Source organism: Pseudomonas petrae (assembly GCF_021728295.1).
Taxonomy (GTDB): domain Bacteria; phylum Pseudomonadota; class Gammaproteobacteria; order Pseudomonadales; family Pseudomonadaceae; genus Aquipseudomonas; species Aquipseudomonas petrae.
In genome coordinates, this window is the sequence record NZ_JAKJXE010000003.1 from 158,328 (window position 1) to 171,000 (window position 12,673).

Annotated in this window: 12 protein-coding genes; 5 read left to right on the forward strand and 7 right to left on the reverse strand. The window is 60.4% G+C overall.

Features of this window, described 5'->3' with window-relative positions; genetic code table 11:
* Positions 1-11: 11 nt before the first annotated feature.
* On the reverse strand, positions 12-968 hold the full coding sequence (locus L4G42_RS06470; RefSeq protein WP_237251609.1) for a GlxA family transcriptional regulator: 957 nt from the start codon (positions 966-968) through the stop codon (positions 12-14).
* A 239-nt stretch (positions 969-1,207) separates the two neighbouring features.
* On the opposite strand from L4G42_RS06470, the gene cdhC reads away from it, so the two are divergent.
* From cdhC to L4G42_RS06485, 3 genes are all read left to right on the forward strand, one after another.
* Positions 1,208-2,095, forward strand: a complete 888-nt coding sequence (gene cdhC, locus L4G42_RS06475) for a 3-dehydrocarnitine:acetyl-CoA trimethylamine transferase CdhC (protein ID WP_237251610.1) — start codon at positions 1,208-1,210, stop codon at positions 2,093-2,095.
* Between the two features lie 139 nt (positions 2,096-2,234).
* Positions 2,235-3,200, forward strand: coding sequence for an L-carnitine dehydrogenase (locus tag L4G42_RS06480; RefSeq protein WP_237251611.1), 966 nt, complete (start codon positions 2,235-2,237; stop codon positions 3,198-3,200).
* A gap of 159 nt (positions 3,201-3,359) precedes the next feature.
* A complete protein-coding gene (locus L4G42_RS06485; protein ID WP_237251612.1) occupies positions 3,360-3,848 on the forward strand; it encodes a thioesterase family protein in 489 nt (162 codons plus the stop codon).
* A gap of 75 nt (positions 3,849-3,923) precedes the next feature.
* Here L4G42_RS06485 and fba read toward each other — a convergent pair whose 3' ends face one another.
* From fba to tkt, 6 genes are all read right to left on the reverse strand, one after another.
* A complete protein-coding gene (fba, locus tag L4G42_RS06490) occupies positions 3,924-4,988 on the reverse strand; it encodes a class II fructose-bisphosphate aldolase (protein WP_065991242.1) in 1,065 nt (354 codons plus the stop codon).
* A gap of 120 nt (positions 4,989-5,108) precedes the next feature.
* Positions 5,109-5,432, reverse strand: coding sequence for an MliC family protein (locus L4G42_RS06495; RefSeq protein WP_065991241.1), 324 nt, complete (start codon positions 5,430-5,432; stop codon positions 5,109-5,111).
* Positions 5,433-5,542: 110 nt separating this feature from the next.
* A complete protein-coding gene (locus tag L4G42_RS06500; RefSeq protein WP_237251613.1) occupies positions 5,543-5,770 on the reverse strand; it encodes a putative periplasmic lipoprotein in 228 nt (75 codons plus the stop codon).
* A 24-nt stretch (positions 5,771-5,794) separates the two neighbouring features.
* Entirely contained in the window at positions 5,795-6,958 is a 1,164-nt protein-coding gene (locus L4G42_RS06505) for a phosphoglycerate kinase (protein WP_237251614.1), read from the reverse strand.
* Positions 6,959-6,977: 19 nt separating this feature from the next.
* Positions 6,978-8,024, reverse strand: coding sequence for an erythrose-4-phosphate dehydrogenase (gene epd, locus L4G42_RS06510; protein WP_237251615.1), 1,047 nt, complete (start codon positions 8,022-8,024; stop codon positions 6,978-6,980).
* Positions 8,025-8,158: 134 nt separating this feature from the next.
* Positions 8,159-10,156, reverse strand: coding sequence for a transketolase (tkt, locus tag L4G42_RS06515; protein WP_237251616.1), 1,998 nt, complete (start codon positions 10,154-10,156; stop codon positions 8,159-8,161).
* Between the two features lie 258 nt (positions 10,157-10,414).
* On the opposite strand from tkt, the gene L4G42_RS06520 reads away from it, so the two are divergent.
* The gene (locus L4G42_RS06520) at positions 10,415-11,410 is read left to right on the forward strand and encodes an ArsR/SmtB family transcription factor (protein WP_237251617.1); all 996 of its coding nucleotides are present in this window, start codon (positions 10,415-10,417) and stop codon (positions 11,408-11,410) included.
* Between the two features lie 20 nt (positions 11,411-11,430).
* Entirely contained in the window at positions 11,431-12,621 is a 1,191-nt protein-coding gene (gene metK, locus L4G42_RS06525; RefSeq protein ID WP_237251618.1) for a methionine adenosyltransferase, read from the forward strand.
* Positions 12,622-12,673: the final 52 nt, after the last annotated feature.

Consider the following 12,673-nt stretch of genomic DNA (forward strand, 5'->3'; position numbering starts at 1 on the left):
ATAATCAGGAGTCAAACATCCCTCACCTCGCGCGTACGTCCTCGATCCTCCCTCGGGCACACCACAAATCTCGCCCGGTAACTGCGGGTGAAATACGACGGCGATTCAAACCCGCAGGCGATGCTGACTTCCAGCACGCTCATGTCACTCTGACGCAGCAGTTGCCTGGCTTTCTCCAGCCGCAGGCCGAGATAGAAATTGCTCGGTGTGTCGTTCAGGTGCAGGCGAAAGAGCCGTTCCAACTGACGCCGCGTCACTTGAATCCCTTCGGCCAGTTCCAGCGTGCTCAGCGGCGGCTCGGTGTGCTGCTCCATGACGCCGATGACCTGCACCAGTTTCTTGTTGTTGATGCCGTAGCGCGTGGCGATCTGCATGCGCTGGTGGTCTTTGCGCTGGCGTATGCGTCCGAGTACGAATTGCTCGGACACTTTGATCGCCATGTCCGGGCCATGCGCCTGCCCGATCAGGTCGAGCATCATGTCAATGGAGGCGGTGCCGCCGGCCGAAGTAATGCGGCGTCGGTCGATCTCGAACAATTCCTGCGTTGCTTGCAGCCGGGGATAGGTTTCCTTGAAGGCGTCGAGCGCTTCCCAATGCAGGGTCAGCCGATAACCCTCCAACAGACCGGCTTGGGCGAGGACGAAGCTGCCGGTGTCGATCGCCCCAAGAACCACGCCTTCCAGGTCCAGCCGGCGCAGCCAGTGTTCCAGCGTGCTGGTGTAAAACTTCAGTGGATCGACGCTGCCCATTACCCACAATGTTGCGCCTTTTCTAAGTGGCTCAAGCGCGGCATCGGCGTTCACTGACATGCCGTTGCTGGCAATCACAGGACCGCCGTCGACGCTCAGGATGTGCCAGCGAAACAGCTCGCCACCAAAGCGATTGGCGACGCGCAACGGCTCCAGCGCCGACACGAAGCCCATCATCGAAAAGCCGGGCATGAGCAGAAAGTAGAAATCCTGGGACATCGTTGGCGCATTCCTTGGGATTTGAGCATTTGGGCGATACGTGGCCATAAGCGATCGGGCTTCCTGGGCCCGATCATCAAATACACCTCTTGCCGATTGGCAGCAACAGCACAGGTCGCTGCTGTGCAAAACCGTGTCGCCGCTGTGCGTTTTGAGGGGCTCGCCGCTGCGTAGCGTTGCACCTCAAAAGCGGGCCACAAACGTCCGCGTCACCGCCTGGCCTGTAAGGAACCTCACCCATGAATCACGACGTCATCATCACCTGCGCCCTGACCGGTGCTGGCGACACGACCGGGAAAAGCCACTTGGTCCCGATCACGCCCAAGCAGATCGCCGCAGCCGCGGTCGAGGCCGCCAGGGCCGGGGCGACGGTCGTGCACTGCCATGTGCGCGATCCCGAGACCGGCAGGTTCAGCCGTGACGTCGAGCTGTACCGCGAAACCATGGACCGCATCCGTGAAGCCGACATCGACATCATCGTCAACCTGACTGCAGGCATGGGCGGTGATCTGGAGATTGGCCCGGGCGAGCGTCCGACCGATTTCGGCCCCGGCACCGATCTGGTCGGTCCGCTGACCCGGCTCGCGCACGTTGAAGCGCTGCTGCCAGAAATCTGCACACTGGATTGCGGCACCCTCAACTTTGGCGATGGCGACACGATTTATGTGTCCACGCCCGCGCAACTGCGGGCCGGGGCCAAGCGAATCCAGGAGCTGGGGGTGAAAGCCGAGCTGGAGATTTTTGACACCGGCCACCTGTGGTTTGCCAAGCAGATGATGAAAGAAGGCTTGCTGGACAACCCCCTGTTTCAGCTGTGCCTGGGCATTCCGTGGGGCGCGCCGGCGGACACCACCACCATGAAAGCCATGGTCGACAACTTGCCCGCCGATGCGGTGTGGGCCGCCTTTGGCATCGGCCGCATGCAAATGCCGATGGCTGCGCAGGCGGTATTGCTCGGCGGCAACGTGCGGGTCGGTCTGGAGGACAACATCTGGCTCGACAAAGGCGTGCTCGCCAGCAACGGCGCGCTGGTCGAGCGGGCCAGCGAAATCCTCAGCCGCCTGGGCGCCCGGGTTCTGACCCCGGCCGAGGGCCGCGTGAAGATGGGGCTGAAAAAGCGATTTTGATCCCGCGCACAAATTCTACCGTGTAGGAGTGAGCTTGCTCGCGATGACGGTGTGTCAGTCACACATCTGGCGCAGATAAATAGCTATCGCGAGCAAGCTCACTCCTACAAGGTCCTCGACACTTTTTCGAGTAACCGACATGACCTTCATCACACAGATTAAAACCTTCGCCGCCTTGGGCAGCGGTGTCATCGGCAGCGGCTGGGTGGCGCGCGCGCTGGCTCACGGCCTGGATGTCGTGGCCTGGGACCCGGCGCCGGGAGCCGAAGCAGCGCTGCGCAAACGCGTCGCCAACGCCTGGCCAGCGCTCGAGCAAAAAGGCCTGGCGTCGGGCGCCTCGCAGGAACGCCTGCGCTTTGTCGACACCATTGCGGAGTGCGTTCGCGACGCCGACTTCATCCAGGAAAGCGCCCCGGAGCGCCTTGACCTCAAACTGGATCTGCACAGCAAGATCAGCGCGGCGGCCAAGCCTGACGCAATTATTGGTTCCAGCACCTCCGGTCTGCTGCCGTCGGAGTTTTACGAGAGCGCCACGCACCCGGAACGCTGCGTGGTGGGCCATCCGTTTAATCCGGTTTATCTGCTGCCGCTGGTGGAAGTGGTCGGCGGTAAAAACACCGCGCCGGAAGCGGTGCAGGCGGCGATCAAGGTCTATGAATCACTGGGCATGCGCCCGCTGCATGTGCGCAAAGAGGTCCCCGGTTTCATTGCGGATCGCTTGCTCGAGGCGCTGTGGCGTGAGGCGCTGCACCTGGTGAACGATGGGGTGGCGACCACCGGCGAAATCGATGACGCGATCCGTTTCGGCGCCGGCCTGCGCTGGTCGTTCATGGGCACCTTTCTGACCTACACCCTGGCCGGCGGCGATGCGGGCATGCGTCACTTCATGGCGCAATTCGGCCCGGCGCTGCAATTGCCGTGGACTTATCTTCCGGCGCCGGAGCTGACCGACAAGCTGATTGACGATGTGGTCGATGGCACCTCCGATCAGTTGGGTAGCCACAGCATTGCGGCGCTGGAGCGATATCGCGACGACTGCCTGCTGGCGGTGCTTGAAGCGGTGAAAACCACTAAGGCAAAGCATGGAATGGCGTTTGAGGAGTGAGCCAAAATTTTCATCGCCCACACCGGCCTCATCGCGGGCAAGCGCGCTCCTACAAGGGATCGGGGAAATACTGTTCTTCGTTCACGCAAGACCTGTGGGAGTGAGCTTGCTCACGAAGAGGCCCGTTCAGCTCACCAAGATTTCAGCCCTGGGAATCCTATGCCCGCGCTCGTTACTTATAAAACCCCGGTCCTCGCCGATTGGGTCGACTACAACGGCCACCTCCGCGATGCCTTTTATTTGCTGATTTTCAGCTTCGCCACCGACGCCTTCATGGACCGCATCGGCCTCGGCATTGACGATCGGGATGCAAGCGAACACTCGCTCTTCACGCTCGAGGCGCATATCAACTTCCTGCACGAAGTGAAACTCGGGGAAGCGGTGGAAGTGCGCACGCAAATCATCGGACACGATCGCAAGCGGGTGCAGCTTTATCACGGGCTGTACAAAGCAGACGGGGATGTCGAGTTGGCAGCGAGTGAGCAGATGCTGCTGCACGTGGATCTGGCGGCCGGCCCGAAATCGGCGCCGTTCAGCGAAGCGTCGCTGGAGGCGTTGCAATTGCTGAGCGAGGCCCGACATGACCAGCCGGCTCCAGCCTATGTCGGACGGATCATCGCCCTACCCGGTAAACAAACCACCCTGTAAAAGCGCGGATCACAGCCACAAAAAAGCCCGCATCGCTGCGGGCTTCTTCATTTCTGCAAGTTGCTCAGAAAATGATCAATTCACTTTGGCGTTCAGCTCGCCTTTGGCATAACGCTCGAACATCTTCTCCAGAGAGATCGGCTTGATCTTGGAGGCGTTGCCGGCAGTGCCGAATGCTTCGTAACGGGCGATACACACGTCGCGCATGGCCGATACGGTTTTCGCCAGGTATTTACGCGGGTCGAACTCGCTCGGGTTTTTCGCCATGAATTCGCGGATGGCACCGGTGGAGGCCAGACGCAGGTCGGTGTCGATGTTGACCTTGCGCACGCCGTGCTTAATGCCTTCAACGATTTCTTCGACCGGCACGCCATAGGTTTCCTTGATGTCGCCGCCGTACTGGTTGATGATTTTCAGCCATTCCTGGGGAACGGAAGAAGAACCGTGCATCACCAGGTGGGTGTTCGGGATGCGCTTGTGGATCTCTTTGATCCGCTCGATCGCCAGAATGTCGCCGGTAGGCGGCTTGGTGAACTTGTAAGCGCCGTGGCTGGTACCAATGGCGATGGCCAACGCATCGACCTGGGTTCTTTTGACGAAATCGGCCGCTTCTTCCGGATCGGTCAGCATCTGGCTGTGATCCAGCATGCCTTCTGCGCCGACGCCGTCTTCTTCACCCGCCATGCCGGTTTCCAGGGAGCCCAGAACACCCAGCTCACCCTCAACCGAAACACCGCAGGCGTGAGCCATGGCGACGGTTTCCTGGGTGACGCGTACGTTGTAGTCGTAGTCCGCAGGGCTTTTGCCATCTTCGCGCAGCGAACCGTCCATCATGACCGAGCTGAAGCCCAGCTGGATGGAACGTTGGCAGATGGCCGGGCTGGTGCCGTGGTCTTGGTGCATGACCACCGGGATGTGCGGGAACTCTTCGATTGCCGCCAGGATCAGGTGGCGCAGGAACGGGGCGCCAGCATACTTGCGCGCACCGGCCGAAGCCTGAACGATCACCGGAGAATCGGTCTTGTCGGCCGCTTCCATAATGGCGCGCATTTGTTCCAGGTTGTTCACGTTGAATGCAGGGACGCCGTAACCGAATTCGGCTGCGTGGTCCAACATCTGGCGCATGCTGATAAGTGCCATTGTCTGTCTCTCTCCCGGTGGGGTCGTTAATCGTGCGTGCCGTATTGGCGGCTATTCAAATTATAGGGGCGGATTGCTCGAACGCCGCCCGGTGTTGCATCGCTCGAACCACTCGGCCCTTTAAGGCGCCTTGCAGCCACGACCGATCAAATCGTTGGTAGCGTCCCAGTAGACCAGGCCTTCGCTGCCTTTGTTGTCGAACGCCAGCACGCCGTTACTGTAGAGCGCGCCGGAAGCTCCGGGCGACGCTTGCAGACGGAATACCTGCTCGCTCTGATTGAGGCGTACATCAACCTCCTTCTTCGCGGCATCGGCGTACTTCCAGAAAATCTCGGCTTTGCTGTCGCAGACCCAATGGGTCCAGGGGGCTGCCGGTTCCGAAGCTTTCATGCTGGCGCAACCGCTCAGCAGCATCAGTGTCGCAAGGGCTAACAAGCCTTTCATTACCACTCCTGGATCCCCTGCCCGGCGTGACGGATGTCGATCACGGCAGGGGCAATGCTGTTCCTGTATTCCGGCACACCGTCAACTGACACTCAGTGGTCAACTGAAAATCAGTGACAGGGGACTGGTCCCACGGCAGGCATGAATTCGTATCTTTCCCAGACTTCAGGCCCGCCACGCTTGTAAACGATCGGTACGGTTTCCGCCTGCCAGCCCGCCTGATAGCAGCTGACCTGAAGCAATCCCGGCGCCGCGCTCGACGCCGTTTCCGCTTCAGGCTTGCTTGCGCAGCCGACCAGCAAACCCGCCATGATCAACAGCGGTAATGGCTTGACCATTTCACTCCCCTTCACCATGGCCGGTCAGGCCTTGGCGCGTTGTTCCAGAACTTCCACGGCAGGCAGAACCTTGCCCTCGACGAACTCGAGGAACGCACCGCCGCCTGTAGAGATATAGGAGATCTTGTCCCCTACACCGTATTTGTCGATGGCGGCCAAGGTGTCGCCCCCGCCAGCGATGGAAAACGCAGAGCTCTCGGCGATTGCGTGAGCCAGCGTCTTGGTGCCTTCGCCGAACTGATCGAACTCGAATACGCCGACCGGTCCGTTCCAGAGAATAGTCTTGGAAGATTTCAGCAGTTCGGCAAAGTGAGCAGCGGTTTGAGGACCGATGTCGAGGATCATGTCGTCCTCGGCCACATCGACGATCAGTTTGACGGTCGCTTCGGCATCGGCGGCGAATTGCTTGGCAACCACCACGTCGACCGGCAACGGCACGCTGACCTTGGCCGCGATGGCTTTGGCAGTCTCAAGCAGATCTGGCTCGTACAAAGATTTGCCAACTGGATGACCCGCCGCTGCCAGGAAGGTATTGGCGATGCCACCCCCGACAATCAGCTGATTGCACTTCTCGCTGAGGCTGTTGAGCACGTCCAGTTTGGTGGAGACTTTGGAGCCGGCAACGATGGCCGCCATTGGCTGGGCCGGATTGCCGAGGGCCTTGCCCAAGGCGTCAAGTTCAGCGGCCAGCAGCGGACCGGCGGCGGCGACTTTGGCGAATTTGGCCACGCCGTGGGTCGAGCCCTCTGCACGGTGGGCGGTGCCGAAAGCGTCCATCACGAACACATCACACAAAGCGGCATACTTCTGCGCCAGCTCGTCAGCGTTCTTCTTTTCGCCCTTGTTGAAGCGCACGTTCTCGAACAGCACGATATCGCCCGCCTTGACGTCGACACCGTCCAGGTATTCCGCGACCAGCGGTACTTCACGCCCGAGCGCCTTGCTCAGGTAGTCAGCGACCGGCTTGAGGCTGTTCTCGGCGGAAAACTCGCCCTCGGTGGGGCGACCCAGGTGCGAGCAGACCATAACGGCTGCGCCTTTCTCCAGCGCCAGCTTGATGGTGGGCAGCGACGCGAGAATGCGGGCATCGCTGGTCACCACGCCGTCTTTGACCGGAACGTTGAGGTCTTCGCGGATCAGTACACGCTTACCTTGCAGATCGAGGTCGGTCATCTTCAACACGGTCATGAGGCATTCCCTGTTTTTACTATTGTTTATGAATGGTGTGCAGGTAGTGATCGGCGACATCCAGCATGCGATTGGCAAAACCCCACTCGTTGTCGAACCAGGCCAGGATGTTCACCAGCCGAGGGCCCGAGACCCGCGTCTGGCTGGCATCAATAATGGCCGAGTGCGGGTCGTGGTTGAAATCGCAACTGGCATGCGGCAATTCGGTATACGCCAGCAGCCCCTTCAGGGGGCCGCGGGTGGCGGCCTCGCGCAGGATGCGGTTGATCTCGACGGCATCGGTATCACGGGCGACCTGCAGCGTGATGTCCAGGCACGAGACGTTCACCGTCGGCACACGAACTGCTTTGGCCTGAATTCGGCCGGCAAGTTCCGGAAGCAGCCGCTCGATGCCGCGCGCCAGACCAGTGGACACCGGGATAATCGACTGAAAGGCCGAGCGCGTACGGCGCAGGTCCTCATGATGGTAGGCATCGATGACTGGCTGATCGTTCATCGCCGAGTGAATCGTGGTGATGGTCACGTATTCGAGACCCAACTCGCGGTTCAGCAAGTCGAGCAACGGCACGCTGCAATTGGTGGTGCACGATGCGGCAGACACCAGCCGCTCATCGCCCGTCAGGGTTTCCTGATTGATGCCGTAGACGATGGTGGCGTCGACGTCGGCTTCGCTGGCCATGGGCTGGGAGAACAACACCCGTGGTGCACGGGCCGAAAGAAAGCGCTCGCCGTCAGCGCGCGTGTTGTAGACGCCGGAGCATTCGAGCAGCAGATCCACGTCGAGCGAGCCCCAGTCGATGCCTTCCGGCGTCGCGCTGCGAAACACTTTGATGACGTGATCGTTGATGTGCAGAAAATCGCCTTCGACCCGCACGTCGCCGGGAAACCGGCCATGTGTGGAATCAAAGCGCGTGAGGTATTCGAGACTGGCCATGTCGGCCAGATCATTGATTGCCACCACTTCAAAGCCAGCCTTCGCACCTCGCTCGCACAGCGCGCGCAGCACGCAGCGGCCAATACGACCGTAACCATTGAGGGCGACTTTATAAGGGCGTGGCTGAGGCATGGGGTTCTCGCAGGCATTCATCAAAACCTGTAGGAGCGCGCTTGCCCGCGATTGCGGTCTGTCAGCCCGATCTCAGGCGACTGAGAGAATGCATTCGCGGGCAAGCGCGCTCCTACACGGCAACGCAGTGGTGCTTAGTCTTCCAGCAGCTCTTCAGCCGTGGAAAGAACGTTCTCCAGCGTGAAGCCGAACTCTTCGAACAGCAGGTTGGCAGGGGCCGACTCGCCGAAGGTGGTCATGCCGATCACGCGACCTTCCAGGCCCACGTATTTGTACCAGTAGTCGGCGTGAGCAGCTTCGATGGCGATGCGTGCGCTGACTTCCAGCGGCAGAACCGATTGCTTGTACTCAGCGCTCTGGGTTTCGAAAACGCTGGTGCACGGCATGGAAACCACACGCACGTTCTTGCCGTCTGCGGTCAGCTTGTCGTAGGCCTGAACAGCCAGACCGACTTCGGAACCGGTGGCGATGAGGATCAGATCCGGCTCGCCGCTGCAGTCGCGCAGCACGTAGCCACCGCGGTTGATGTTTTCCAGCTGCTCGGCATCACGCGCCTGATGTTGCAGGTTCTGACGAGAGAAGATCAGCGCCGATGGGCCGTCATCACGTTCGATCGCGTGTTTCCAGGCGATGGCGGATTCGACGGCATCGGCCGGGCGCCAGCAGTCCAGGTTCGGCGTGGTGCGCAGGCTGGTCAGTTGCTCGATCGGCTGGTGCGTCGGGCCGTCTTCGCCCAGACCGATGGAGTCGTGGGTGAATACATAGATGATGCGTTTCTTCATCAGCGAGGACATGCGCACGGCGTTGCGGGCGTATTCCATGAAAATCAGGAAGGTGGCGCCGTATGGCACGAAACCGCCGTGCAGGGCGATGCCGTTCATGATTGCGCCCATGCCGAACTCACGGACACCGTAGTGCAGGTAGTTGCCGGTGGCGTCTTCGCCAGTGATGCTGCGGCAGCCTTTCCAGATGGTCAGGTTGGAACCTGCCAGGTCAGCGGAACCGCCGAGGAATTCAGGCAGCAGCGGACCGAAGGCGCTCAAGGCGTTCTGGCTGGCCTTGCGGCTGGCGATGGTCTCGCCCTTGGCGTTGACTTCAGCCACGTACGCGGCGGATTTTTCAGCGAAGTCCGCAGGCAATTCACCGCTCATGCGGCGGATCAGCTCGTTGGCTTCGGTTGGGAACGCAGCGGAGTAGGCAGCGAAACGCTGATCCCATTCGGCTTCAACGGCCAGGCCTTTTTCCTTGCCATTCCACTCGCTGTAGATGTCGGCCGGGATTTCGAACGGGCCGTGGGTCCACTTCAGCGCAGCGCGGGTCAGGGCGATTTCTTCAGTGCCCAGCGGAGCGCCGTGGCAGTCTTCCTTACCCTGCTTGTTAGGCGAACCGAAACCGATGGTGGTCTTGCAGCAGATCAGCGTCGGCTTGTCGCTCTTGTGAGCGGTGTCGATGGCAGTTTTAATTTCGTCGGCGTCATGGCCGTCGACGTTGCGGATGACCAGCCAGCCGTAGGATTCGAAACGCTTCGGAGTGTCGTCGGTGAACCAGCCTTCGACTTCGCCATCGATGGAAATCCCGTTATCGTCATAGAACGCGACCAGCTTGTTCAGGCGCAGGGTACCGGCCAGCGAAGCGACTTCGTGGGAGATACCTTCCATCATGCAGCCATCACCCATGAACACGTAGGTATGGTGGTCGACGATGTTGTGGCCTGGGCGGTTGAACTGGGCAGCGAGAGTCTTCTCGGCAACCGCGAAACCGACGGCGTTGGCGAAACCCTGACCCAGCGGGCCGGTGGTGGTTTCAACGCCCGGGGTGTAGCCGTATTCGGGGTGGCCCGGCGTGCGGCTGTGCAACTGACGGAAGTTTTTCAGGTCTTCGATGGGCAGGTCGTAGCCGGTCAGGTGCAGCAGCGAGTAGATCAGCATCGAGCCGTGACCGTTGGACAGGATGAACCGGTCGCGGTCAGCAAACATCGGATTGGCTGGGTTGTGCTTCAGATAATCGCGCCAAAGGACTTCAGCGATATCCGCCATGCCCATCGGGGCACCCGGGTGGCCGCTATTGGCCTTTTGCACGGCATCCATGCTGAGGGCACGAATGGCATTGGCTCGCTCACGACGGCTTGGCATCGCTGATCTCCTGGGGCAGATAAAAGTGGGACCGGAAAAAGGCGGCCATTTTCCCTCAGGCACCCTCCGGGGGCAATGACAGATCACACACCATCGGTGTTTTCCTCTGCTGCTGGCGTGTTTTCGTACACCGCACCCAACGCACGAGGGTAAACGGCAGAATCACGGCGCCGGGGGGCCGCCACTGATCGACCAATATCAAAACTTTTTGATATTGGCCTTGCGACCCGCCCGGACGGTAACTAGACTGCCTGCCTTATGAATCTTCGCGTGCCTGCCATTAGCCATGATGAATGCGACGAGCTGGCTGCCTTGTGCAAAGCCGGCGGCGATCCGTTGCGGCTGAATGTCCTGCGCGCACTGTCGAACGACTCATTCGGCGTGCTGGAGCTGGCGCAGATTTTCGCCATTGGCCAATCCGGCATGAGCCATCACCTCAAGGTATTGGCCCAGGCCGATCTGGTGGCGACGCGGCGTGAAGGCAACGCGATCTTCTATCGACGCGCCCTGCCCCATACCGAACACACCGGCGGCAAGCTGCACGCGGCGATGCTTGAAGAAGCCGACAACCTGCGCCTGCCCGATGATGTACAGACCCGGATCGGGCTGGTGCATCGCCAGCGGGCCAATGCCAGTCAGGACTTCTTCGCACGCACTGCCGAGAAATTTCGGGCTCAGCAAGACCTGATCGCAGGGCTGCCGCAATACCGCGACAGCCTGCTGTCGTTACTGGACAAGCTGAGCTTTCCGGCCGATGCCACGGCGATAGAAGTCGGGCCTGGCGATGGCGGTTTTCTGCCAGATCTGGCGCGGCGTTTTCGGCACGTCACGGGGCTGGACAACAGCCCGGAAATGCTCGATCTGGCACGCAAGATCTGCACACAAAAGGCGTTGGCTAACGTCGAGCTGAAACTGGCCGATGCACTGACCAACGCTAATATCTCCGGCAACTGCGTGGTGTTGAATATGGTGTTGCACCATTTCGCCGCGCCTGCCGAAGCGCTCAAACAATTGGCCAACCTGTTGCAACCGGGCGGTAGCCTGCTGGTGACAGAGTTGTGCAGTCATGACCAGAGCTGGGCCAAGGAGGCCTGTGGCGATCTCTGGTTAGGCTTTGAACAGGAAGATCTGGCCCGTTGGGCCATCGCTGCGGGGCTGGTCCCCGGGGAAAGCCTGTACATAGGCTTACGTAATGGTTTCCAGATCCAGGTCCGCCATTTTCAGCGACCGGCTGGCAACACTCACCATCGGTAATAATCAGGAAAACCGTCGAGATGAGCGAATACTCCCTTTTCACCTCCGAGTCCGTGTCTGAAGGACATCCGGACAAAATCGCCGACCAGATCTCCGATGCGGTGCTGGACGCCATCATTGCCCAGGACAAGCAGGCTCGCGTCGCCGTGGAAACTCTGGTCAAGACCGGTGTGGCCATTGTTGCCGGCGAAGTCACCACCACCGCGTGGGTCGACCTGGAGCAGATCGTTCGTGACGTGATCTGCGAGATCGGCTACACCAGCTCCAACGTCGGTTTTGACGGTGCGACCTGCAGCGTCATGAACATCATCGGCAAGCAGTCCCCTGACATCAACCAGGGCGTCGACCGCGCAAAACCTGAAGATCAGGGCGCTGGCGACCAGGGCCTGATGTTCGGCTACGCCAGCAACGAAACTGCCGAGCTGATGCCTGCGCCAATCGCGTTCTCACACCAGCTGGTGCACCGTCAGGCCGAAGCCCGCAAATCCGGCCTGCTGCCGTGGTTGCGCCCGGACGCCAAATCCCAAGTCACTTGCCGCTATGAAAACGGCATCGTGGTGGGCATCGACGCCGTTGTTCTGTCGACTCAGCACAACCCGGAAGTGTCGTACAAAGATTTGCGCGAAGGCGTGATGGAGCTGATCGTCAAGCACGTGCTGCCAGCTGAACTGCTGCACAAAGACACTCAGTTCCACATCAACCCGACCGGCCAGTTCATCATCGGCGGCCCGGTGGGCGACTGCGGCCTGACTGGTCGCAAGATCATCGTCGACAGCTACGGCGGCATGGCCCGTCACGGCGGCGGCGCGTTCTCCGGTAAAGATCCATCGAAGGTCGACCGCTCGGCCGCGTACGCTGGCCGTTACGTGGCCAAGAACATCGTCGCTGCCGGCCTGGCCGAGCGCTGCGAGATTCAGGTCTCCTACGCCATCGGCGTTGCACAGCCGACGTCGATCTCGCTGAACACCTTCGGCACCGGCAAGATCAGCGACGACAAGATCGTCCAGCTGGTTCGCGAGCACTTTGACCTGCGTCCGTACGCGATCACCACCATGCTCGACCTGCTGCACCCGATGTACCAGGAAACCGCAGCTTACGGCCACTTCGGTCGCACGCCGCAAACCAAGACCGTGGGCGACGATACGTTCACCACGTTCACTTGGGAAAAAACCGACCGCGCCGACACGTTGCGCTCTGCTGCCGGTTTGTAGTACGCGCTTGTTTTATTGCGCTTAGCGGCACCCTGTAAAGAAAAGCCTCTGT